A 23,172-nucleotide genomic window follows, 5' to 3' on the forward strand; every position below is an offset into this window, starting at 1 on the left:
GGTGATCTCGTCGACGGCGGCTGCCGTTTCTTCGAGCGAAGCAGCCTGCTGCTCAGTCCGTTTGGCAAGATCCTCGGCCGCCTCGGCCATCTGGTTGCCATTGCCCTGGATCATTTCGACATTGTCGCGGATCTGGCGCATCGTCGCCTGCAGCCGCATCATCGAGCCGTTGAAATCCTTCCGCAGTTGGTCGAGGGAGGGCGCGAAAGGAGTCGCAATGCGATGATCGAGCCGCCCGTCGGCCAGGTTCTTCAGGCCGGCGGCGAGTGCCGAGACCGCATGTTCCAGCTCGGCCGCGCTTTTTTCCCTGTCCGTCTCGCGGAGTTGCCTTTCCTCTTCGATCTGACGGTTACGCTGGATCGCCTCCTCCTCCATTCGCACCTTGTCGACTGCCCCCTGGCGGAAGGATTCGAGCGCCCGCGCCATGATGCCGATTTCGTCAGAACGCGAGACGGACCGGATCTCGATTGCCTGATCGCCATTGTTCAGGCGGTTCATCAGGCCTGTGATGTCCGCGAGCGGCTTCGTAAGACGGGAGGAGAAGATGTACCCGACGATACCCATTCCGAAAAGGACGGCGAGAGCGGTCAGCGCGGCCCACTTTGCAAGCTCGTTTGCCGAGGAGACGACATTAGCCTTGCTCTGGCCGATGACGAGAAGGTGCGGCTGACCAAAGAGGGTGACAGGGACGTAGGAGTAAAAATTTGAACCATGGGCCCCATCAGCGAAGACGGAGCCATTCTTCTGCTCGTTCGCGGCCTTGAGCAGCTCCGGCGGCACTCCATTTTCCGCTGCGACGTTGCCTGCTCTCAAGGTGCCGTCGGCGGCAATCAGAAACGCCTCGTCGACGCTCCGTCCCAAGCCCTCGGGCGAAATGAGCGCCAAAAGCTTTGCCGGCGCGATACGGATCACGACGGTGCCGCGCTTGACGACAGAGCCCCAGACAACGTTGGCAAGGGGTTTGGCAAGAAAAGCCGAAACATCGCTTTCCTCGCTTTTGAACGAAACGAACCCCGTCCGATACACTTGGTCGGCCGGTCCGGCGATGGATGAGGCAAACAGGGACTTCAGGGCGGCATTCTGCGAATCCTGGACGGCCGCCATGAACTCGGGTCCCTTGGTGACCGTATAGACCACCTGGCCATTGTTATCGATGACGAAGATATCGCTGAGATCGGCATTCTTCCAGGCGCTGAAGAGTGGCCCATGCACCGAGCTATGCTTGACGGCATAGAGCATCTTGACGGTCGATCCGTCGAAAGCCGCTCTTTGTGCGGGGCTCTTCGACATGTCCTGGAACGCCTCCCTTATCTTGGCATCAGACATTGCGATGGCCTTTCCGGCCTGCTCCGTCATCTCTCCGAGCGACTGGCTCTGCGCGATCTCGGTCAGCGTCTGCTCGACCCGTTCATCATAGGCCCGGAGCGCCTTCGATTGATTGGCTGCAATCGCTTCAAGGCGGATCTTGCTCGCCTCGATCAAACCGTTCTTTCCGATCTGGTAGCTCAATGCTCCGACAGACGCGCAAGAGACGATCGCTGTCCCTATGATCACCACGGCAAACTTGGCCTTAATGGATCGCATGCGGTGGGACAATTGCAAAGCATTGTGGAAAATCTGCATTTTGAATCCATTTCGAGTCAAACAGTTGCTAATCATCATCGACGACAGTTCTGAAAAATCCGTTACGGGTCATAACTTTCTTTCTATTTTCAATATGTTGCTTAGGCACGCCCTCAAGAACCTTGAGGTTTTCAGATGTTGCTTTTGTGGATTTTAGCTCAATTCTCCGGTGATATGCCCTCAATATTCCAACATTCCCACATGGAGCAGGGACAGAATCGCATTCACTCCGGACCAGGATTTCGATCGAAGGGTTCATTTTGTATGGAAGGCAAGCGCGTTGCTGATCACATAGGCAGCGATTCTCGCGCGGGCGGGATGGTCATTGCGCGGTGGAAGATCGCGTAATTTGTTTGAAAGATCCGCAAACACCACATAAATACACAAATCCAAGGACAACGTCGTCGACTTCCCGGTTCACCGTCATCCTTACAAGCATCTCGCAACCTTTTCCGAAGGCTTGCGAGATAGATCTGCCGCTTTAAGGGATTGTCAGCATCAGCGTTGCTGTCGACCCCCGCACCGACCCGAGGACGAAGCTGTCAATGTCGAGTGAAGTTCGCAAAGAAGTCATTCTCGAACGACTCGATCGTGATCAACGCGTCAGCGTTCTGGAGCTTTCGACAGAGTTCGGTGTTTCGGGTGAAACCATTCGGCGCGACCTGAAGGATCTGGAGGCCGAGGGAGCCGTTCGGCGCGTTCACGGAGGCGCTATACCGGCCGGCCGAACCGCGGATGTGCCGATTACCGACCGCATCAGATTCAATGCGCTCGAAAAGGACGCGGTCGCGCAGATGGCGCGCAACCTCATAACCGACGACTGCGCCATTTTCCTCGACACAGGCACCACCACCCTGTCCCTTGCGCGCCACCTGACTGGCTTCAAGAAGCTGCGGCTCTACACCAATTCCCTGATGATCGCGCAAGCCGCCTGCCAGCATTTCGGCGTCCGGGTCCAAATGACGCCGGGAAATCTCCGCCCGATTGAGCAGGATCTGGTCGGCTATGATACGCTGTCCTACATCCAGCAATTCCACTTTGACATGGTCTTTATGGGTGCGGCGGCAATCGCGGCGGAGTATGGCTTCATGGACTATGAAGAGGATGAAGCGCGAATTCGCCAGGCTCTGCTGAAGCAGACGGCCAGAAGCATCATGCTGGCCGATCATTCCAAGTGCGGCAAGACGGGCAATGTCATTACCGCCGCATTTTCCAGCGTTAACACATTGGTCACCGATCAACGTCCCCCGGCAAATATATTGGCGGCCGCCAAAAGGGGCGACCTCGAAATCATCCACGGTTGACCATACCGAAAGCGTCAGACCGGTGTCCGCCGTCTGAGGAAGCCCCGTGGTCAATCCCCGTGCAGGAAAGCCATGATTTGCGCATGCAGGGAGGAATTTGCCGCCGCCACGATACCGCCGCCATTTTCTGCCGGTCCCCCGTCCCAGTCCGTCACGACGCCGCCGGCCTGCTCGATGATCGGAATGAGGGCAACGATGTCGTAGGGATAGAGGCCCGCTTCCACGACGCAGTCGATCTGCCCTGCCGCAAGCATGCAATAGGCATAGCAATCGGTCCCGTAACGCGCGAGCCGCACTTGTTTTTCGAGCCGGTCGTAGCTTGCTCTCCGGTCGGCTTCGAAGATCGCCGGCGTCGTTGTGAAGAGCGTCGCGTCGGCAAGGTTCTTCGTCGCGCTGGTTGCGAGCCGCGTTTGTCCGTGCTGGCCCTCGTAGTATGCGCCGTTGCCCGTCGCATAAAACAATTCCCCGATAAAAGGCTGCGCCATCATGCCGGCCACCGCATCACCATCCCTGGTCAGCCCGACAAGCGTGCCCCAGAGCGGGATACCTGATATGAACGACCTGGTTCCGTCGATCGGATCGATGACCCAGACCAGGCCCGCATCCGCGCCTTCATTGCCGAACTCTTCGCCCAGGATGCCGTGATCGGGATATTCCGAACGGATAAGCGCTCGAAGCGCTTTCTCCGTTTCGCGGTCGGCTTCGGTGACCGGATCGAACCCGCCGGCAATCTTGTTGACGACGGCTCCCGGCAACCGGAACCGGGGCAATGTCTCGCGGGCGGCAACTGCCGCGAGGCGGCGAAGAAAATCGGGAGAGATCACCTCTTCAGTGCTTTGCATGTGTCAGACCGCCTTCAGCCATTGCGGCCACAGCGAATTGCTCATTGCGAAACGCGCGCGCATATGTTTCCAGAACCCATATTTGAAGAAGTCGAAGTCAAGACGCGAGACTTCGTTCTGCACCATCGCCCAGGTCGACCATTTGAGGTCGACGAGAGCCTTGAACAAAGCGATCCGCGCCAGAACGCCCGGATCCGCCCGGCCATAATATTCCTCGATCAGTTCCTTTTCGGTCTCCGGCGAGAAGCACATCTCGCAGAACCAAAGCGCGAGTTCCGCCGCCCGATCATTGGTGGAGGCGTATTCGAAATCGACAAGCATGACCCGGCGATCGGAATGAAGGAGGAAATTGCCGGCCAGTGTGTCGTTCATGCAGGGCGCGAGATCGAGACCCGATGCCTCGAGCGCAGCTCGCGCCTCGCGATAGCGCGCATTCATCCAGCCGAAGTCGCTCGGGAAATCGCCGCCAAGCTCCAGGACCTGCTGGAAATGTTCGTCGATCATGTCGAAGGTGGTCTTTCGCTGCGAAAGCGGTGCGGTGTCGTTGAAGGCCTTCAGCGCACGAAGACCGTTGAGGCGGATGACAGGATCAAGAAAATCGGCGTTTGTCGATGTTCTGAGCCCCTCGACGAATTCACTCACCTCGACCCCCGTTTCGGGGAAGAACTCGATGATCCGGGCGCCGACGCCCGCCTCGTGCGCCCTGCGGCCGGCTTCGTTGGCAGTTCTCCGGTCGATGAACATTTCGGTCCCAGCGCCGGGTATCTTCACGAAGAAGCTGTGCGGCGCACCTTCGACGTAAACCCGCCAGTTGGGATTGCTGATGCCCCCGGGTACTGGTTCGTAGGAAACCTCGAGGCCTCGCCAGTCCGCCACGGCTATGATGGCCTGCTCGATCGCCTGCTCGGCCTGCGATGCGCCTTCACCCAATCTCAGTCTCATCGCTCTCTCCATCAGACCTGTTTCAGCCATGTTTCAAAGCGTGGTCCTTCGATGACCGTGCGGGCTCTCAGAAGCCGCCATTCGGCGTATTTGAAGAATTCAACATGCTTGCGCGGCGAGCGTGCGGCATTGATGAAGCCCCAAAGCGCCCACATGAGATCGTCGGCCGCTCCATAAAGGCGTGCCCGCGCGAGCACGCTCGCATCCGGCTTTCCGGTTGCGATTTCAATGGCCAGCAGCGCCTCGCCATCGAATGGGAGGAGTTCGGCCAGCACGGTTCCGATATCGTACGCGGGGTCCGCCTGGCGCGCCCACTCGAAATCGACCAGCCGAACTCCGTCGTCCGGTCCGACCATGACGTTCGACGAGATGCCGTCCGCGTGGCACGGGACCGTATCGACACCTGCGGCGCCGATGGCGCCGGCAATGCGCTCGACGGCAGCAGAGACGGTGAATACCGGTGCTGGCAAGATCACATCCGCTCCTTCGGCAAGCTGCCGGTAGGCGGCAACGAGCTCGAAAACGCTGCGCGTTTCGCCAAGCCTCTCAGCCTGATGGAAGCTGCGTTTTGCCGTCAGAAGATTTTCGAGAACCCGCGGGCGGCGAAGGACATCGGCATGCCCCCACGCCCATTCCTCGCCAAGCGCTTCGAATACCAGGACGCCGCCCTCGGGAGCGGCATGGATGAGCCGCGGGGCAATGCCCAGTTCGCCTGCCTTGCGGCTGGCCTCCGCCACATGGTTCAGGGCAACAAACCGAGACATGTCATCGTGGAGACGTTTGACGAAAACCCGCGGCTGATCCGCCTTGCTTGCGAAAAAGCAGAGATTTTCGACGCCGCGGTGAATGGGCGACACCACTCCGCCAATCGGAGCTGAGAGGGTGGCGCCGGAAAGGCCGACCGCGTCGAGCGCAGCCTGAACTGCAGCATCATCCTGCATGGAACTCTCCCTCAATGATGTTGCGAAGCGTGGCGGTCAGCACCGCCAGCCCCGCCTGCACGTCCTGTGGCTCGGTCAGTTCGTCGGGATGATGGGCGATGCCATCGACGCTCGGAATGAAGATCAGCGCCGACGGGATACCACTGTTTTGCAAGGCGACAGCATCGTGGCCTGCAACCGAACGCATGGTCAATGGCTCGAAACCGCAAGAACGTGCCGTGCGATCGACGAGTGCCATTAACCGCCTGTCCATGCTGGCGGGATCGCGCAAAGTATCGGCGACGATTTCCAGCTGCGTGCCGGTTTCGGCTGCCGCCTTTTCGAGCGCGGCAAGGGCGAGCTCACCTGCCATGTCGAGTTCGGCCACGTCAGGCCCCCTGAGCTCGAACCACACAGTCGCCCGGTCGACGACAACGTTCGGCGAGTTGGGCTCGACCACGAGGCGCGCAGCGGAGCGGTGGAGGAGGGGATGGCTGGCCGCGACGACTGCTTCGAAGGCGGCAATTCCTCTTGCTGCGGCGAGAAGCGCATCTCGGCGATCGGCCATCGGCGTCGGACCCGTATGCGCTGCCCGGCCGATCCAGCGGACGGTCTTCTTGCGCGCCGCCCAGGTTCCTTCGACGACGCCGATCTTTCGGCCCGCTTCGAGAAGTTTCCGTCCCTGCTCGACATGCAGCTCGACATAGGCTTTCGGGGGAGGGGGAACAATTCCCGAACTGCCGCTGACGCCTATGGCCTCGAGCGCGCGCTTGAGGGATACGCCGTCTCCGTCGCGTAGTTCCAATGCATCGCCAAGCGCCAATGCGCCGGAGAAGACCGTGCTGCCGGTCAGGCTCGGCTGGTAGCGGGCGCCTTCCTCATTCGTCCAGTTGACCACCGCGAGGTTGTAGCGCGGTTTGCACAGTCCGCGTTGCACCTCGGCGTGAATAGCGAGCGCGGCCTGTCCGGCAGTCAGGACACCCAAGGTGCCGTCGAAACGACCGCCTCGGGGTTGGGTGTCCAGATGCGAGCCCGCAAAAATCCAGGGCGCATCCTGACCGGCCCAATCGAAGCAGGCAAACTGATTGCCGATCGCATCATTCGCGATCTGGACGGCTGCCTGTTCCATCCACACGGCAAAAACACCTCGCGCCATGCCGTCCTCGGCGCTCGCCGCGAGGCGCGTCACTCCCGCTCCGGGATGAGCACCGATGGCAGAAATTCGGTCGAAGATCGCATCGAAATCCGTCCGCCGTGTCGTCGCCGCGTCAAGCATGGATGATCTCCAGTTCTTCTGCCCGAACGGCGCCGAGGATGTCTTCCGGCGGACGCCGGTCGGTCACAAGCGCACCGATTTGCCCGAAGGGAGCGGTGATCACATTGCCGACCCTTCCAAACTTCGAATGATCGGCCAGCATGACGCTTCGCGAGGACCGCTTTATGAGGATCTGACGGATTCGCGCCTCGTCTTCTTCATAGTCCATGAAGCCATATTCGACATTGACTGCCGCGGCACCCATGAAGACCATGTCGAAGTGGAACTGCTGGATGTAGGATAGCGTGTCATAGCCGACCAGGTCCTGCTCGACCGGTCGCAGATTTCCAGGCGTCACGTGCACGCTGACGCCGAAATGCTGGCAGGCGGCTTGTGCAATCATCAGGGAATTCGTGTAGAGCCGAAGCTTCTTGAAGCCGATCAGCCGGCGCGCGAGCGCAAGCGTCGTCGTGCCGGTATCGAGGAAGATCACACAGTCGTCATTGATCAGGTTGCGCGCCACGCCGGCAACCGCATCCTTCTCAGTCGAGTTGAGCTTGATGCGCTCGGTAATCGGCGTGTCGGCTGTGCGGCCGGCTGGAATTGCGCCGCCATGCACGCGGCGCACAGCACCTTCTGCTTCGAGGTTCTTCAGATCGCGGCGAATGGTTTCGCCCGAAACGCCGAACTCTGCTGAAAGCTCGACAACGCTGACGCGCTGATCACGGCCGAGACGCTCCAGGATGATCTCCTTGCGGATCTCACTGGACATGGACCGCCTCGTCCTCATGCCGATGCAGGCAGGCTGCGTAATTCCCGCCATCAGAACCCACAAGCATCGGATCGGTCTTTTCGCAGTCGCTCTGCGCGCGCGGGCAGCGCGAACGGAACGAGCAGCCGACCGGAAGATGAATGGGGCTCGGGGGCTCGCCATCGAGCAGATATTGCGCGCCCGGGAAACGGTTTTCCTCCAGCGTCGGCATGGCGCTCAGCAGCGCCCGCGTATACGGGTGGTGCGGATGTTCAAAAAGCGTCGTGTTGTCAGCCAGTTCGACGATGCGCCCTAGATACATGACCGCCACGCGGTGACAGATACGACGGACCAGCGCCAGGTCGTGAGATATGAAAATGTAGGAAAACCCGTGTGCCGCCTGGAGCCGTTTGAAGAGATCGAGGAGCTCGGCCTGCTCGACCTGGTCGAGCGCCGACAAGGTCTCGTCAAGGATCAAGAGGCGCGGCTTCAGCACCAGGGCTCGAGCAATGTTGATGCGCTGGCGCTGCCCGGCGCTAAGCCCCACAGGCAATCGTTCGGCGAGGTCCGCATGAAGGCCGACTTCGCGCATGGCCTCCTGCGCGCGCTGCTCGGCATCACGCCGGCCGACGCCGTGGATCAGAAGCGGCTCCTCGATCATGCGTATGATCGACATGCCCGCCGGCAGCGATCCATAGGGGTCCTGCAGCAGAAGCTGGAACGATTTGCGCATCTCCGTCAACGAACGAGCAGAGAGACTCGAGAGGTTCTTCCCGAGGAACGCAATGCGACCGGCATTTGGCTGTTCGAGCCAGGCAAGCAGGCGCGTAAGCGTGGATTTGCCGCAACCGCTTTCCCCGACGATGCCAAAATTTTCACCCGCCTTGACGGTAAAGGACACGTCCCGAACCGCCTTGACTTCGTTGAAGGCATTGAACGCATCGCGCCGGCGCACGCTATAGGTTCGGGTTGCATTTTCGACGGTCAGGACAGCCTCACCGTCTTTTGCTTCCGGCGCCGACACGTTCTTCCAGATCGATGGAATGCGCGAGAGGAGGGCGCGCGTATAGGCTTGCTGCGGGTTGGCAGCAATATCGGCAGTCTTGCCCCGTTCGACGATGCGGCCGCCTTGCATGACGAGCGTTCGCTCGGCAATCTGTGACACCACCGGTAACGACGAAGAGATAAACAGGAACGCCGTGTCGAGGCTTTGCCTGAGGCTGTCGATAAGCCGGATAATCTGGGCTGCGACCGTTACATCGAGCGGCTGCGTAATATTGTCGGCGATAACAAGCGATGGCTCGGAAACGAGCGCATCGACAATCATCACGCGCTGCATCATACCGCCGGAGAATTGGAAGGGCGCCTCGTGGAAGCGAGAGCGCGGTGAGGGAATATGCACCCGGCCAAGGAGATCGAGAACTTTTTCCTTCGCTTCCGCCTTACCGATATCAGGCCGGACAGATCGAAGCTTCTCGACGATCTGATGGCCGATCGGCAGCCTCGGATCAAGCGAACCCATGGGGTTTGCACCGATGAAGCCAATGCGGTTTCCTCTGATCGACCGAAGACCCCGCGCATCGAGGGAGAGGACGTCCTTTCCTTCAAAAATCACCTGACCGGAAGAGATTTCCAGCGGTGCTTGAATGGCGTTCACCATGGCACGCGCCAGCACCGACTTGCCCGATCCGGCTTCGCCGACGAGGCCGAGAACTTCGCCTGGCTGGAGCGCAAAGTCCACATTGTCGACGATGCGCCGTTTGCCGCCATCCCGCAGGAGATCGACCGAGAGATTGGAGACAGCTAGGATTGGATCACTCATTTACGCATCCCCTCTCAGAACCGCATTGCGCGCGCGCTCCAACGCCGAACCCATCAGATTGAGGCAGGTCAGCGATATCAGCAGGAACAGACCGGGCATCGTCGCGATCCACCATGCGTTCAGCAGATACTTTCGTGAATCCGCGATCACGTTGCCGAATGTCGGTGTCGGCGGCTGAACCCCGAGACCGAGAAAGCCGAGGATCGACTCGAAGATCATCATGCGGGCGATATCGAGCACAGCGACGAAGGCGATCGGAGGCAGAACGACAGGCGCCACAAACAACAGCATGATGCGAAGGTCCGAGGCACCGAGAACCCTCTCACCGAGAACATAGCCGCGATTGCGTTCGCCGAGCGCCACGGATCTCGCGACGCGGGCATAGAGCGGCCAGCCGGAGAGGCCAAGCACGAGGATGATCGCAGGCACGGTCGGGCGTGACACGCCGAGAATGGTGATGGCAAGAATGATCATCGGAATTGACAGCTGAGCATCGGTCAGCCGCATGATGACCGTATCGAGCCAACCACCACGAAAACCGGCAAGAAGACCGAGACTGCAGCCGACGATGAACATCAGAACCACGGTCGTCACGCCGATGAACAGCGAATAACACAGTCCGACGAGACAGCGCATCAGAACGTCACGGCCGAGTTGATCGGTACCGAGCACATAAGGCCATTGCCAGCCCTCGGAAGGGAATGGCGGAATAAACTTGTGGCTGTAGGCCATCTTGAGCGGATCAACCGAACTGACAAATGGCAGGAGAATCGCAAGTCCAAGCAGCAATCCGAAGCCGATGAGGCCAATGCGAAAGTCGAGGCGCCCCACGGCAATTTGCAACATGCGTCTGGTCGGTGTGGTGCCGCGCTTGACGACGGTGCGCTCGGTGGCGCTCAATTCTACGATATCGGTCATCTCAGTATTCCAGTCTCGGATCGATGGTCATCGCGATAAGATCGACCAGGATGTTGATCACCACGAACATCACGGAAATGAAGATCGCGACGCCCTGGATGAGCGGAAAGTCGCGCTGTTGAACGGCATTGATCGTCAGGAGCCCAAGGCCCGGATAGTCGAAGATGAACTCGACCACGAGGACGCCGCCCAGAAGCATGCCGAGTTGCACACCCAGCAAGTTGATCAACGGGACCGCGGAATTGCCCAGCACATGCGAGAAGATCGTGCGCCCGCGGCTCAGGCCTCTAACAGCAGCAAGCTGAATGAAGTCTTCGCGCAACACCTGAGCGACAGAAACGGTCAACGTACGCAGGATGAACGGCGCAATCTCCACCGCGAGCACGATCGCGGGCAGAATGGTGTATTCGAAGCCGTTGTAGCCGATCGCGGGCAGAAGCCTGAGCTTCACCGACAGAAAGAGCGTCAGCACGATGCCCAGCCAGAAGTTCGGGGTCGAGACGAAGATCGACCCCAATGCGAGCGCGAGTTTGTCGGGCCAGCGACCCTGATAGAGCCCGCCGGCAAGGCCGAGCGGAACAGCAACGAGCAACGCGATGACCAGTGCGACGGCTGCGAGCTGCAGGGTCATCGGGAGTGTATCGAGAATGAGATCTAGGACCTTCGCCCGCTCTTCGCGTGTCGGGTCGTTATAGGCCGAGCCGGCCAGGCTCGCCCCGCTCTTCGGCCTGACGAACGACGTGCCAAGATCGCCGGTCGCCAAATGGCCAAGATAGGAGACGAATTGCAGCGGGATGGCCCGATCGAGACCAAGTTCCTTTGCCTTCATCGCCACGACCGCATCAGGGGCCATGCCGCCGACGATAAGGCGCGCGGGGTCACCCGGCACCACACGCAACAGCGTGAAGATGATGAATATGACGAGAAGGATGATCAGGCCCCCCTGCAGAAGCCGTCTCATCAGGAATGATAGAAGGAACATGTACTTACCCTAGTCTGTCGGGGCCAAGGCGGCCACTGCCAGGCAGTGGCCGCAGCGCTGGATCAGGCCAATGTCGCCTTGTTGGCGTCCATCATACCATTCGGGTAGATGTAGAGACCACTCAGGCCATCACGCATGCCGTGGATGAAAACGGACGTGAAGAGAGAAAATGATGGCGTCTTCTCCGCCAGCAACGGCATCAGCTCGGTCTGAATGACCTTCTTGCGTTCCTCGGGCTTTGAGGCGTTGCGCTCTTTGTCGAGGGCAGCATCGATTTCCGGATCCTGGATGCCGCAGATGCGGTGCGTCGTCGAGTGGAAATGGGTCCTCAGCACCAGATCGGGTTCCGGCGAACCCGTCGACCAGCCGCAGTCGATCATATGACCGGGCCCGCCGCCGGGACGATCGTAGAGCGCGTCACCCCAGGCCGCGACTTCCATGACGTTGAGCTTGACGGGGAAGCCCTGTTCCTGAAGCATCGCCGTGATGGCCTCGGCATATTCCTTGGTCTTCGGGTAGAAGCCGACCGACGTGATGTATTCGAGTTCGGGCAGACCTTCGCCCTTCGGGAAGCCGGCTTCCGCCAAAAGCTTCTGGCACTGGTCCGGATCGAACTTCGGATAGTTCGGGATATCGACATAGCCGAACTTGACCGGAGACACGTAGCAGTTCGACGCGTGACCGGAAACGCCGAGAATATCGTCGATCACCGACCGGTCGATCGCGTGGCACACGGCGCGACGCAGTCTCCAGTCGTTGAAGGGCGGCTTCGAGCAACGGAACCAAAGATACTTGTTCTCGACCGAGATCGCCTTGTGAAGCTGGAAGCCGCCGGTCTTTTCGATCGTTTCGACCTGTTCGGCTTCAAGGCGTTCGATAAGGTCGGCCTCGCCATTCAGAAGCGCCAGTGTCCGGGTCGTCGCATCGCCGACGAAGCTGAAATGCAGTCCGGGAATCGTCGGCTTGCCGAGGTAGAAATTGTCGAAGGCCTCGAGAACGGTCGTGTTGCCGTCCTGCTTGACGAACTTGAAACCACCGGTGCCGTTCGGCCGGGCAGAGAGCGTCTTCGGGTCGGCGACGTCCTTTGCCGACATGATCGGCAGGAAGGAGGACAGGAACCAGAAAAGGCTTGCGGGGTAGCCGGCCTTGTCGGTCTTGACGCGCGCGACGTAATCGCTGACGACTTCGACTTCACAGGGACCGGGATACCAGGCGGCCGGTCGGTCGGGGCGACTTGCATACTCGAATGTCGCCTTGACGTCTTCGGCCCTGAACGGCTTGCCGTCGTGGAAGGTGACGCCTTCGCGCAGCTTGAATTCGAGCGTGTGCTCGTCGATCAGCTTCATCTCGGTCGCCAGTTCCATGACGAGCTCGTCAGGCTTTTCCGGCGTCATCGGTGCGCGGGTTAGATAACCGAACACAAAGCTCTCAAGGTTGATCTGCGCCAGCGTCGTGTGAGAAGACGGATCCCAGTTGCCGGTCAGAGTTTCGGCCGAGAGAAATTTAAGGACCTTGTTTTCCGCGGCATTGGCCGGGTTGACCAGGAACTTAGTATTGAGGATAGGCATGCCAAGTGCGATGCCCGCAAGCGCCGAACTCTTTAAGAGCGATCTTCTATTGAACTCCATGACGACATCTCCACAGTTGATTTGCTGGGCGTTCCCCACCCCATCTTGTCGCCAGCAACGACAAGTGGAGGATTGTTGTTTTTGAAAAGATGGTCCTCGGCCTGCTGGCAGAATGCCATGACAAGCGCATCGGCGTGGCGACGGCCGACGACCTGCAGGCCAACGGGCAACCCGTTGACGGTCAGGCCGCAAGGCAACGAGGCTGCCGGGTTGCCGGAAAGATTGAAGGGATATGTAAAGGGCGTCCAGCCCGTCCACGCGAGGACTTCCGAGGGCGATTGGAACCCTTCGGGCGCCTCCCGATCCGCCGCAAACGGCTCGACCGGGATGGTTGGCAAGAGGAGCAGGTCGACGTCCTCAAAGAGTGCGTGCACGCGACCAGCAAATTCCGCGCGCGCTTTCGCAGCCGAGAGATAATCCTTAAGATCGTAGCGTGCCGACGCTTCGACGAGCGCACGGAAACCGCTGCCAAAATCGGAAAGATCCGACTGGGACCCATAGGCGACGCCCCGGCCGGCAACCCAGAGTGTCTCGAAGATACGGATCGGATCTTCCCAGTCCGGGGAAACCGAACGAACATCGATAGTGAGCGCCTTGGTGAGCGCATCGACCGCTTCGCGCACGACCCGGTCGATTTCCGGCGCGACTTTGAACCCGAAGAGGCTTGGTGCAAAACCAATCCGGAGGGACTTTGTCGATCGCGTTTCAGTGTAATCTGCTCCGTCGTCCGGCAGCGCCTGATGGTCTCGCGGATCGGGCCCCTTGGCAATATTGAACAAGAAAGCGCTATCCTTTGCCGTGACGCTCATCGGACCGGCGTGGGACAGCATCTCCGTCGCGCTCCAGGGCCAAGCCGGAACGCGCCCCAGCGAGCCCTTCATGGCAAACACACCGCAGAAAGCTGCCGGGATGCGCACGGAACCGCCACCATCGGACCCCAATGTGAAGGGAACCATTCGGGCCGCGAGCGCAGCACCCGAACCCGAGCTCGAACCACCACTTGTGAGCTTGGGGTCCCATGGATTGCGCGTCGGGCCATAGAATTCGGAAAAGCCGGAACCGGACCACCCCATTTCGGTAGTTGTCGTCTTGCCGATGATGATAGATCCGGCGTCAATCATCCTCTGGACGATCGGCGCCGTCATCTTGGGAGCGAAATCCTTATAGGCACGAGATCCGCGCTGGCATAGCTGCCCTTCCACGAAGAAGAGGTCCTTCACGCCCATCGGGATACCATGAAGAGGACCACGGAACCGACCTTCGGCTGCCTCGCGATCGCAGGCCCTCGCTTCTTTGAGGGCCTGTTCTTCAAACACCTGGCTGAAGGCATTGACGATGGGGTTCAGCCGCGCAATGCGCGCCAGGCATTCCTGAACGAGCGCTTCGGATGTGAGCTTGCCGGAAACAATTGCTGAGCTGAGCGAAAGAACTGAAAAATCCACGATTGCGATCTCCTTGGAATGTGGATTTATGTGGATATTTTGCGTTTGTCAACACACCCGATGAGGGTTTTTCAATTTCCGTAGCTAAGAAAATCGCCATGAGAGTGATCGCGGCTGACAGCACAAGCGTCGGCACAGGATGGGAATTGGATAAAATGCTCTGAGGATCTGCCTTACAAAAAGGCATATTTTGCAGGCATTTTGCCCATGTTTTCGGCAACAGTTAGAAATCGGCGTAGCGAACGAGGGGCCGTGACGTGGCGAAACCTCCACCGCGACAGAGGGCTACTTTATGCAATGTTGATATCATGTTGCTTTTATTGTTTTCGTTGTTATTGTGTGGATATCAACGGAGACTGTTATGGGTAAATTGTCGTTGCTCGCCCCTGGCGAGTCTGCAATCGCGATCGAAAACAAGGCCGCGCTCGGCAAGTTTGTAATCGTATGCGAGCATGCTTCACACCTGATCCCGCCTTCACTCGGCGACCTCGGCCTTGATGCGTCTGCGCGTTCAAGTCATATCGCCTGGGATCCGGGCGCCCTGGAACTCGCACGATATCTTTCGTCATCTCTCGATGCGGTCCTCTATTACCAGCGCTTTTCGCGGCTCGTTTACGACTGCAATCGCCCGCCGGAGGCAGTGTCTGCAATTGTTGGCAAAAGCGAGATCTATGACGTTCCGGGAAATCAGAGCATGCCGGAAGCAGATCGCCTGACGCGGATCAACGAGATTTATCTACCCTTTCGTGATGGACTGTCCGAAATTCTCGCCTCTCGCAAGGCCCAGGGGCGCGGGACGATGCTCGTCACAGTCCATAGTTTCACCCCCGTCTATTTCGGCAAGAAGCGCGAGGTCGAGATCGGGATATTGCACGACAGCGACACGACGCTCGCAGATGCAATTCTCGCGGAATTCGAAGGGGCCGATCGCAAGTATGTCGTCATGCGCAACCAGCCATACGGTCCAGCCGATGGGGTCACGCACACGCTCGTCGAGCACGGCATCGCGAACGGTATTCCAAATGTCATGATAGAGGTGAGAAATGACCTCCTGGTGGCCGCGGATGACCAAGCTGCGGTTGGCAGCTATCTCTCCAGGCTCATTGGAAAGGCAGCCTCGACAGTGAAGGCCGGGCAAACGGTCAGTTGAAGCCGCCTCGGGCAATCGAGTTCCGAACGCCTCATGATCCATGGCGGATCCGAAATGCTTCGGTCACGGCTTGCATCGTCCGGAGGCACCTTAGGAGCACAAGCCCTTCGATGAATGGACCGCGCGCGCCCAAGCCAGGAGTGGCATGGATCGTGCATAGCTTTCAGGAGGCATGGCGCCCGCACTGCCCAGTTCGGGCTGGACTTACAATCTTGAAGGTAGCTTCGCCCTTGCGCAAGAAATGGGCTGCCTGATACCCACGAGCGGAGATAAAATGTATTCGATCATACTTGGACGCGAGCGCCATGTCTTCGCCGACCTGAAATCGGTCATGGCCTGTGCCTCGCCACTCAAGTCAGGCGATGTGCTTGCGGGGGTTGCAGCGTCAAGCAACGAGCGGCGGGTCGCTGCCCGCTGCCTGCTTGCCGACATGCCGCTCAAGACATTCCTGGAGGATCTGTTGATCCCCTACGAAGTCGACGAGGTCAGCCGGTTGATCATCGATCGCCACGACCCAATTGCCTTCGCGCCAGTTTCACATATGACGGTCGGCGAGTTTCGCAATTGGCTTCTCTCCTACGACGCGACAACCGAAAGGCTGGCAGCACTTGCGACGGGCCTCACGCCGGAAATGGTCGCGGCGGTCTCCAAGATCATGCGCAATCACGATCTGATCACCGTTGCCGGTAAATGTAACGTGGTCACTGCCTTCCGCTCCACCATCGGCCTGCCGGGCAGGCTGTCGAGCCGGCTCCAGCCCAACCACCCGACCGACGATCCAGAAGGCGTCGCCGGTTCGACACTCGACGGCCTTCTCTACGGAATCGGCGATGCGGTGATCGGCATAAATCCCGCCACCGACAACCTCGATGCCTGCACCAGGTTGATGGTCCTTTTCGACCGGCTGCGCGAGCGGTTCGAGATTCCCACCCAATCCTGCGTGCTGACTCATGTCACCACTTCCATCAAGGCGATCGAGGCCGGGGCGCCGCTCGATCTTGTGTTCCAGTCGATTGCCGGCACTGAGGCTGCCAACAATGGTTTCGGCGTCGATCTCGCCGTTCTCAGGGAAGGCAATGACGCCGCGCTGTCGATGAAGCGCGGCAGCGTCGGAAACAACGTGATGTATCTGGAGACCGGTCAGGGCAGCGCTCTTTCGGCAGATGCACATCACGGCGTGGATGAACAGACGGTCGAGGTGCGGGCTTACGCAGTCGCACGTGAACTCCGCCCGCTGCTCGTCAACACCGTGGTCGGTTTCATCGGACCGGAATATCTGTTCGACGCCAAACAGATCATTCGCGCCGGGCTAGAGGATCATTTCTGCGGAAAACTGCTCGGTGTGCCGATGGGGGTCGATGTCTGCTATACCAACCATGCCGAGGCAGACCAGGACGACATGGACAATCTGATGGTGCTATTGACTGTCGCGGGCGTCAGTTTCATGATTGCCGTGCCCGGCGCTGATGACGTCATGCTTAACTACCAGAGCCTGTCTTATCACGATATTGTCGGCCTCAGGCATCAGTTCAATCGTCCGCCGGCGCCCGAATTTGAGGCTTGGCTCAATCGCATGGGCATGCTTGATCACTCGGGCCGGCTGGCGCCCGCCAGCGCCTCGGGCCAATTCTCTCGCAATCTCTTGAGCTACGGGGTGTCCGCATGAGTTGGGGTCGAGACCCGTTTGAGCGCTTCCGCCATTCGACACGCGCCCGGATTGGACTCGGTAGAGCGGGCGACGCGTTGCCGACCTCGGCAATTCTGGATTTCCAGCTGGCCCATGCGAAGGCCAGGGACGCCGTGCACGGTCAAGTGGATTTTGTCGCCCTCGCCAAGCAGCTTGCACCGGTATCAACGATCCGGATCAGGTCCTGCGCCACGGATCGTACCATCTACTTGTCGCGCCCGGATCTGGGTCGCCAGCCGCTTGCAGCCGATCTTCCAATGCCAGGGGATAGCCATGACATCGCGTTCGTCATCGCGGACGGGCTTTCCGCCTCGGCGGTCGAGCGTCATGCCGTTCCGCTTTTCAAGGCATGCATGAAGCGTCTTGGCGGCTTCAGTGTCGCCCCGGTGATTTTGGGCGAACAGGCGCGGGTAGCATTCGGCGACGAGGCGGCGGCGGCGTTCGGTGCGGAGGTTGCAATCGTCCTGATCGGCGAGAGACCGGGGTTAAGCGTGCCTGACAGTCTGGGTGCCTACATCACCTTCCGCCCCCAGGCAGGACGGCGCGACAGCGAGCGTAACTGCATTTCGAATATTCACGCCGACGGGCTCGGCTACGAGATTGCCGCGGATAAGATCGCCTGGATCGTCCGGGAGGCGCTGCGCTTGCAGTTGAGCGGTGTGGCGCTTAAGGAGGGTGCCGAGAGTTCGGCAAAAATCTCTTCGAACCCTGGGCAAGAATGAAGCCTGAGGCGCGATCACCGAGGGCTGTCCTGACGCTCCCCTCTCGTTCGGTGGGCGAGCCTCTTGGAATCACCCCGAGTGCGAAAGGTTCACCGTTCGGATCGGGGAGGGCAACTCGGAACTCTTGCCTAGCCACCTGCTTGACGGCAGCTTTGTCGGCAATGGCCTTGGTCACACCCGACGCCATCCGCGGTGCTGGGGAGGCAAACCGGGCGAGAGGTCCGACCGGCCGACGAGATCGCAAAGCCGTGCGGCCTCACCCCGCGCGCGAGGCGCTCGCCGCGTTGCTCGCTTTGCCATCGCTGCATTCTGCTGATGATTTGGTCTATCAGGTTGACTGCCGTATTGACCTCGGCAAGGCGGACCGACTGTTCGCGTGCCGACGTCGCGCTCGAGTCCGCGTCATGATTTACCGTGACGATATAGCCTTCGATGGTCTTCAGCACCTGACCGGTTTCGCTCGCCAGCTTGACGCCACTCTGGACTTCCGCAGGCGTGAACTGCGCCCAGCGCTCTGCGAGAGTGTGGTCGCACGGGGTGCAATCAAGCTCCAGGAGACGATCATGAAGCTTCCCAGAGTCATTACGACAATAAGACCGAAATCCGCACAGAGGTGCAATATTCGTGTTCCTTGAGTTAAGCCGAGCGACATGGTTGGTCACATCATTGTCGGTAGGTGGCGGTGAGAAGATCTCGAAGCATACGGTTCAGCACGCAGACGTCGGCGGACTGTTGTCGCGCTTCGCCTAAAGGCATGAAAGTCGCGTTTCAACGAACAGGCTCGATCGAACCAGCGACCCAACGTTAATGATTACAAACTGCAAACCGTAACCCTTAAAGGTAAACATTTCCAAAGTTTCATTTGTAGCGATTTTGAATTTTTCATGTGTAGAAGCGTTCCTGATATCAAGTTATAGTCCTCGCAATCGATCCACCATAGAAAGATTGCTCATCTGAGCTTAAGGAATTCAATTCTTCCTCAGATATACTTGGAGCCACGCGGGCCATCTAACTGACTTCTAGGTTTTGATGAACACCATGTCCCCTCAATGGCTTTGAGACCGCACCGGATGCTCATTGAGTTTTGAAATCAGCACCGTTACCGAACTTTCCATCCTGGCTGGCTGATCACACACGATTGGAAAGCGAGGGGAATAGGAGTGGCAAGCATGCCAACCGACGACATTGTAATGTCCGATCCCGGAATGGCTGCTGTTGACACGTCTGTCCCTACGCGCTTCCAGACAGATCTTCGCCAGTTCAGTAACCTGCTGGACGAGAGCAATATTGTGGAATGGGTCGTAAACCACGCCGCAAATCGCAATGCGTGCTTCGGACAAGACCAACTTAAGATTTCGGCGGCTCGGGCACTCACGCACTACAAACGGCCGGTACAAGAAATCGACCTGCTATTCCAACAGGTCGTCGCAAGCGACAAACTGACCCGGCTTGATTCTCCAGATGGCCAACCTCTCTACACCTCTACAGAGCTGAGAGCTGCGGAACAGAATACTGTACGTCATGTCACCAATCTTTCCGCAGAAGAAAGCTTCGGCGTTCCGGGAACCATTGTTGATATGGTCGCCGATAGAGGCATTTTCACACCGGAGCTCAGAGGAGCATTACATTATCTGTCTAGGCGAAATCGAGCTTCCACTATGGTGGGCGTAGCGGGTTCCGCAAAAACAAGTGTACTTGGAGCCCTGAACGAAGCGGTGGACAGGTTCAACGAGGAAGCGCTCCCGACCGAGAAAATAAAGTTGATTGCCTTCGTACCCACCAACCGGGCGGCCCAGGAGCTTCGTGAGAAAGGTCTTCGCGACGTCGCGACGACTTTCAAGGCGAAAGACCGCACCATCGGAAAAAATACCATCGTCGTGATCGACGAAATGTCGATGGCCAAGACGCAGGAGATCGCGCAACTAATCGAGACAGTTGCAAATGCCACTTCCTATCACCCAACCGAAAGGCCGAAACTGATATGTGTGGGAGACGATCGGCAACTGCCCCCTGTTGGACCTGGTGATCTGCTTCCGATTATTATGGAGCAAGCCGGCTGCTATGAACTCGTCCAGCCGCTTCGACAGCTCGACGCGCGGTCGCGAATAGAAACAGAAAAGCTCGGACGTGACATACGACGCGATGCCAAGAGCGCCGTCGGGCACTATCTCACAGCGCTCGAACAAATGGGCCTCGTCCATTTCGTATATGCTCCTCCTAGCGGCTCAAACGTCAGGGCGTCAGACCAGATCACTGACCGCATGCTGGAGGAGATGAATAGAGTTTGCGACCGATATCCGGTGTATGATCGTCTTGTGATGGCACACTCCAACAGGAGCGTTAATCGCGCCAATATCGCTCTTCATCAGAGGTTTGTTGACAAATCCGGATTGCAAGACCAGCAAATGAGTGTGTGGTCAAGCGTAATAGATAGTGGAAGTTCGGAATCTGGAATAGATGAGGGTTCGTCGAGACGCGTTCAGCAAAGGATTAATCTCGTCTTGGGAGACAGGATTATATTCAGCGAAAACCGTCTGCAAGCGGACATCCGCAATGGTACTTTTGCAACTGTAGTCGGACTTAATAGCACAGAAGCTTCCCGAGCTGAGAATGGCACATCTGCTGGGGTTCGCATTACTGCAAGGTTAGACGGATCTGGACGAACCGTCACTTGGACCGATAGCGAGTTTAAGGGTTTTACCTACGGCTATGCTGCTACAATTTATAAGAGTCAGGGGGCCACAGTTGATCACGCCATTCTCCTCTGTGATGGTGCTCTTTCAGATAAGCTGACCTATGTCGGCCTGACGAGGCATCGCAGTCGTCTCGACGTCATTGCTTCTCCCCTCGTGGCAAACAATGTTGAGGCTCTCAGTGCAAAGCTCACTCAGCAAAGCGCGCCAAATAATTCCATTCAATTCCCAGCGCTCGAACCTGCTGCCTTCCAAGAGCGCTCGTCGGTTTCGAACGCGCACTTGCTAAGGCCGCTCGACCAGATGGAAATCTCTCCAACGACGCCGCTTTCCTTCCAAGGCAGACAAGAAAGCTCCTTCGGGGAGAACCAGCTGCACGAACCATCCACATCGGATGTGGAAATGCCGGAAAGCGCGGACCTTTACCCGAGCGCCATTGACTTCGAAGTTTTCCAGTCTTCTGTCATCACGACTGAAGAGCAAATGCAACCGGAATTCTGCGGGTCGGAATCGACGGCTAACACCTCAGCCCACGAAAGCCACCAAGTCACGATCGCAACGGTAACAAACCTGGGGATAGCGATCGAGAAACGGAAACGAGCGGCGGCAAAGGAAGAAATCGATTCTCGCAAAAAAATGGCCCGTCACTCAGTTAGTTCTGCCGAGGAAGTTGAAGATATCACTTCCCTGTTCGAACGATTGAAACTGGCAACCTCGGTCACCAACACAGTTCAACCGACGTATGCGGACGTCGATCATATCATCGGTACTGATGGCCGAGTGGGTCCAATACCGCACCGGGAAGATGATCCGGGATCAAATTGGGAATTGTCGTCAACGAACGCCCCCTCAAACGTCTCAGAGAAACGATCGACCAAAGACTCAGGAGAAAAAAATATGGCTTCGAATGACCAGAAAATGCAAGGCGCTGACTCTGCAGGCAGCGAGCGTCATTTTTCGCAGACTTCCATTGTGGAAGCCCTGCAGGCTGGCGATCACAAGAAGCTCGTGGAAACGCTCGCCGCAACCGGCTCCCTTGTCGAGAAGGCGGACGCCGGGTCGGCGCTGAAAGCAATGGCGGATGCTTACGAAAGGGATATCAAGGCAGATCCCGAAAAGGTCCGCATGCTCTATGCCAATCGGCGCGTTGATGTAGATGCGCTGGCCAAGGAGATCGAAAAACAGGGCCTTGCATCCGGTCGCCTGAGTGGCGACCCTGTCAGCTTCAAGGCGTTCAACAACAAGGATATCCGTTTCAGGGTCGGCGACAGGCTCAGCGTCACCAGCAGCTACAGGAATCTCATTGCCGGTGAAGCCGGCCGGATCGAAAAGATCGAAGGCAAATCCGTTACCTTCAAACCCGATGGCAGCAGTCAGAGCAAGACCTTCGAGGCCAGCACCGGCGAGCCGGGTGACAGGGGCGTCAAGGGCTACAAAATCGAAGGCCCGATGACGGTCATCGGCTCCGCCTATGAACTTACGCGACATGATGACGGCAAACGTGTTGACCAAATCTATCTCTTGAACGACGCTGCCCATGGCATCAACGCCAATAGCGCTTTGCTGAGCAAGGCCGACGAGCGGACGCAGCTTTTCACTTCGCTCAAGGACACCGCCGACAGGGACATCTTGGCCAGGCAACTGGGAAAGCCGGGCAGCGAGCTCTACCAGGACAAATTCCCAGCCTTGCCGGACTACACAGCCGCCATCGATCGGATTGCAAAACGCCAGGAAGTTGTCGCGGCACGTGGCGAGGTCAAGCCGATTGAGCGCACCGAAGCGCCCGAAATACCCCAGGTTCAAGCTACTATCGTTGGCGAGACCTCGATCATTCGGTTGCCCGATCGGATAAAAACCAATCGCGAGAAGCCCCAAGAACTTGATGTAGTCTCGAAAGAAGGGCACGAAACTACAGGTAGTCTGAGGCAGAGTGTCCAAGAGAGTAATGCAGCACCAAAACAGACTTCGCCGAAGGCGGCAAATGACGTGGATCGGCTGACACGGGATTTTGACGAGCGCATCCGCGTCCGCGGGGATGGACGTGGACTCTAAGTAAAAGAGGGTGCGTAACGCGCACCCTCTTCCACTCGCTGTCCCTGTATCCGTTCTCTGTCGCGAGAACGTCGATCACCTTTTCGGAACTCTTTCCAGATCTGCTTGAGGTTCCGTTGCCGGAGAAAGCATTGGCGAGGATTGCTGGGATCCGGCGGACGGCGATGCGATGTGCCGGTTCGGTGACCAATTCCATCAGAGACCGGCCGACGTATGGCCTGCCGAAGTGGAAACGGCTGATCAGCTTGCGAGGCCGAGCTACTTCCCCGGCAAGCGTCGGGTTCGGGGCATTGTTTTCCTCGACCATGGCGGTATTTTGCTGAGTTGCCCGGCTAAACTAGGCTTTGGCAGCCTGTTCTTTGAGGTCATGCCGTCACTGGCGATGTCATCGCGCGATCCGCACGCTCGGCGACACGAAACGGAAAGCGACCAGGCAGGG

At 58.4% G+C, this 23,172-nt stretch carries 16 protein-coding genes and 2 pseudogenes; 7 read left to right on the plus strand and 11 right to left on the minus strand.

Features of this window, described 5'->3' with window-relative positions:
* On the minus strand, positions 1 to 1,509 hold a 1,509-nt coding region (locus tag PL640_RS24395; protein ID WP_269835383.1), incomplete at its 3' end, for a PDC sensor domain-containing protein.
* 659 nt (positions 1,510 to 2,168) lie between these two features.
* On the opposite strand from PL640_RS24395, the pseudogene PL640_RS25845 reads away from it, so the two are divergent.
* Positions 2,169 to 2,327, plus strand: a pseudogene (locus tag PL640_RS25845) (DeoR family transcriptional regulator); the annotation flags it as partial.
* A 33-nt stretch (positions 2,328 to 2,360) separates the two neighbouring features.
* Positions 2,361 to 2,927: a DeoR/GlpR family DNA-binding transcription regulator gene (locus tag PL640_RS24400; RefSeq protein ID WP_269703988.1), complete on the plus strand. Its 567-nt coding sequence runs from the start codon at positions 2,361 to 2,363 to the stop codon at positions 2,925 to 2,927.
* Positions 2,928 to 2,977: 50 nt separating this feature from the next.
* On the opposite strand, the gene hisN is transcribed toward PL640_RS24400, so the two are convergent.
* The 10 genes from hisN to PL640_RS24450 form a co-directional block, all read right to left on the minus strand.
* Entirely contained in the window at positions 2,978 to 3,769 is a 792-nt protein-coding gene (gene hisN / locus PL640_RS24405) for a histidinol-phosphatase (protein ID WP_012475953.1), read from the minus strand.
* Between the two features lie 3 nt (positions 3,770 to 3,772).
* Entirely contained in the window at positions 3,773 to 4,711 is a 939-nt protein-coding gene (locus PL640_RS24410) for a choline/ethanolamine kinase family protein (RefSeq protein WP_077768147.1), read from the minus strand.
* A gap of 11 nt (positions 4,712 to 4,722) precedes the next feature.
* Entirely contained in the window at positions 4,723 to 5,652 is a 930-nt protein-coding gene (locus PL640_RS24415; RefSeq protein ID WP_012475951.1) for a phosphotransferase, read from the minus strand.
* Entirely contained in the window at positions 5,642 to 6,907 is a 1,266-nt protein-coding gene (locus tag PL640_RS24420) for a Zn-dependent hydrolase (protein WP_012475950.1), read from the minus strand. The genes PL640_RS24415 and PL640_RS24420 overlap by 11 nt, the downstream gene beginning before the upstream one ends.
* Complete coding sequence (locus PL640_RS24425) at positions 6,900 to 7,658, minus strand: DeoR/GlpR family DNA-binding transcription regulator (RefSeq protein ID WP_161596387.1); 759 nt, start codon at positions 7,656 to 7,658, stop codon at positions 6,900 to 6,902. The genes PL640_RS24420 and PL640_RS24425 overlap by 8 nt, the downstream gene beginning before the upstream one ends.
* The gene (locus PL640_RS24430; RefSeq protein ID WP_077768149.1) at positions 7,648 to 9,459 is read right to left on the minus strand and encodes a dipeptide ABC transporter ATP-binding protein; all 1,812 of its coding nucleotides are present in this window, start codon (positions 9,457 to 9,459) and stop codon (positions 7,648 to 7,650) included. Before PL640_RS24430 ends, PL640_RS24425 begins: the two co-directional genes overlap by 11 nt.
* Positions 9,460 to 10,377 (minus strand): ABC transporter permease, encoded by a 918-nt coding sequence (locus PL640_RS24435; RefSeq protein WP_012475948.1) that lies wholly within the window; start codon positions 10,375 to 10,377, stop codon positions 9,460 to 9,462. It lies immediately after the preceding gene.
* A 1-nt stretch (position 10,378) separates the two neighbouring features.
* Positions 10,379 to 11,359 carry an ABC transporter permease gene (locus PL640_RS24440; RefSeq protein ID WP_077768150.1) on the minus strand — a complete coding sequence of 327 codons (981 nt, stop codon included), beginning with the start codon at positions 11,357 to 11,359 and terminating at the stop codon, positions 10,379 to 10,381.
* A 62-nt stretch (positions 11,360 to 11,421) separates the two neighbouring features.
* The gene (locus PL640_RS24445; RefSeq protein ID WP_012475946.1) at positions 11,422 to 12,987 is read right to left on the minus strand and encodes an ABC transporter substrate-binding protein; all 1,566 of its coding nucleotides are present in this window, start codon (positions 12,985 to 12,987) and stop codon (positions 11,422 to 11,424) included.
* Positions 12,960 to 14,429, minus strand: a complete 1,470-nt coding sequence (locus PL640_RS24450) for an amidase (protein WP_202048391.1) — start codon at positions 14,427 to 14,429, stop codon at positions 12,960 to 12,962. The genes PL640_RS24445 and PL640_RS24450 overlap by 28 nt, the downstream gene beginning before the upstream one ends.
* 361 nt (positions 14,430 to 14,790) lie before the next feature.
* Here PL640_RS24450 and PL640_RS24455 point away from each other — a divergent pair, with 361 nt between their 5' ends.
* From PL640_RS24455 to PL640_RS24475, 5 genes and pseudogenes are all read left to right on the plus strand, one after another.
* The gene (locus tag PL640_RS24455; RefSeq protein ID WP_012475944.1) at positions 14,791 to 15,579 is read left to right on the plus strand and encodes an N-formylglutamate amidohydrolase; all 789 of its coding nucleotides are present in this window, start codon (positions 14,791 to 14,793) and stop codon (positions 15,577 to 15,579) included.
* 241 nt (positions 15,580 to 15,820) lie between these two features.
* On the plus strand, positions 15,821 to 17,245 hold the full coding sequence (locus PL640_RS24460) for an ethanolamine ammonia-lyase subunit EutB (RefSeq protein ID WP_077768183.1): 1,425 nt from the start codon (positions 15,821 to 15,823) through the stop codon (positions 17,243 to 17,245).
* Complete coding sequence (gene eutC / locus PL640_RS24465; protein ID WP_012475942.1) at positions 17,242 to 17,988, plus strand: ethanolamine ammonia-lyase subunit EutC; 747 nt, start codon at positions 17,242 to 17,244, stop codon at positions 17,986 to 17,988. Before PL640_RS24460 ends, eutC begins: the two co-directional genes overlap by 4 nt.
* A 618-nt stretch (positions 17,989 to 18,606) precedes the next feature.
* Positions 18,607 to 18,735, plus strand: a pseudogene (locus PL640_RS24470) (IS110 family transposase); the annotation flags it as partial.
* 422 nt (positions 18,736 to 19,157) lie between these two features.
* Positions 19,158 to 22,733: an ATP-dependent DNA helicase gene (locus PL640_RS24475; protein ID WP_173992071.1), complete on the plus strand. Its 3,576-nt coding sequence runs from the start codon at positions 19,158 to 19,160 to the stop codon at positions 22,731 to 22,733.
* Positions 22,734 to 23,172: the final 439 nt, after the last annotated feature.

The sequence above is a fragment of the Agrobacterium sp. ST15.16.024 genome, assembly GCF_027956545.1.
Classification (GTDB): Bacteria; Pseudomonadota; Alphaproteobacteria; order Rhizobiales; family Rhizobiaceae; genus Agrobacterium; species Agrobacterium cucumeris.

Bases quoted from the DNA above. Each gene is read 5' to 3' on its own strand.
- PL640_RS24435 (WP_012475948.1), bottom strand. From the start codon at position 10,377: ATGACCGATATCGTAGAATTGAGCGCCACCGAGCGCACCGTCGTCAAG.
- PL640_RS24410 (WP_077768147.1), bottom strand. From the start codon at position 4,711: ATGAGACTGAGATTGGGTGAAGGCGCATCGCAGGCCGAGCAGGCGATC.
- eutC (WP_012475942.1), top strand. From the start codon at position 17,242: ATGAGTTGGGGTCGAGACCCGTTTGAGCGCTTCCGCCATTCGACACGC.
- PL640_RS24415 (WP_012475951.1), bottom strand. From the start codon at position 5,652: ATGCAGGATGATGCTGCAGTTCAGGCTGCGCTCGACGCGGTCGGCCTT.
- PL640_RS24460 (WP_077768183.1), top strand. From the start codon at position 15,821: ATGGGCTGCCTGATACCCACGAGCGGAGATAAAATGTATTCGATCATA.
- hisN (WP_012475953.1), bottom strand. From the start codon at position 3,769: ATGCAAAGCACTGAAGAGGTGATCTCTCCCGATTTTCTTCGCCGCCTC.
- PL640_RS24425 (WP_161596387.1), bottom strand. From the start codon at position 7,658: ATGTCCAGTGAGATCCGCAAGGAGATCATCCTGGAGCGTCTCGGCCGT.
- PL640_RS24455 (WP_012475944.1), top strand. From the start codon at position 14,791: ATGGGTAAATTGTCGTTGCTCGCCCCTGGCGAGTCTGCAATCGCGATC.
- PL640_RS24430 (WP_077768149.1), bottom strand. From the start codon at position 9,459: ATGAGTGATCCAATCCTAGCTGTCTCCAATCTCTCGGTCGATCTCCTG.
- PL640_RS24475 (WP_173992071.1), top strand. From the start codon at position 19,158: ATGCCAACCGACGACATTGTAATGTCCGATCCCGGAATGGCTGCTGTT.
- PL640_RS24445 (WP_012475946.1), bottom strand. From the start codon at position 12,987: ATGGAGTTCAATAGAAGATCGCTCTTAAAGAGTTCGGCGCTTGCGGGC.
- PL640_RS24440 (WP_077768150.1), bottom strand. From the start codon at position 11,359: ATGTTCCTTCTATCATTCCTGATGAGACGGCTTCTGCAGGGGGGCCTG.
- PL640_RS24420 (WP_012475950.1), bottom strand. From the start codon at position 6,907: ATGCTTGACGCGGCGACGACACGGCGGACGGATTTCGATGCGATCTTC.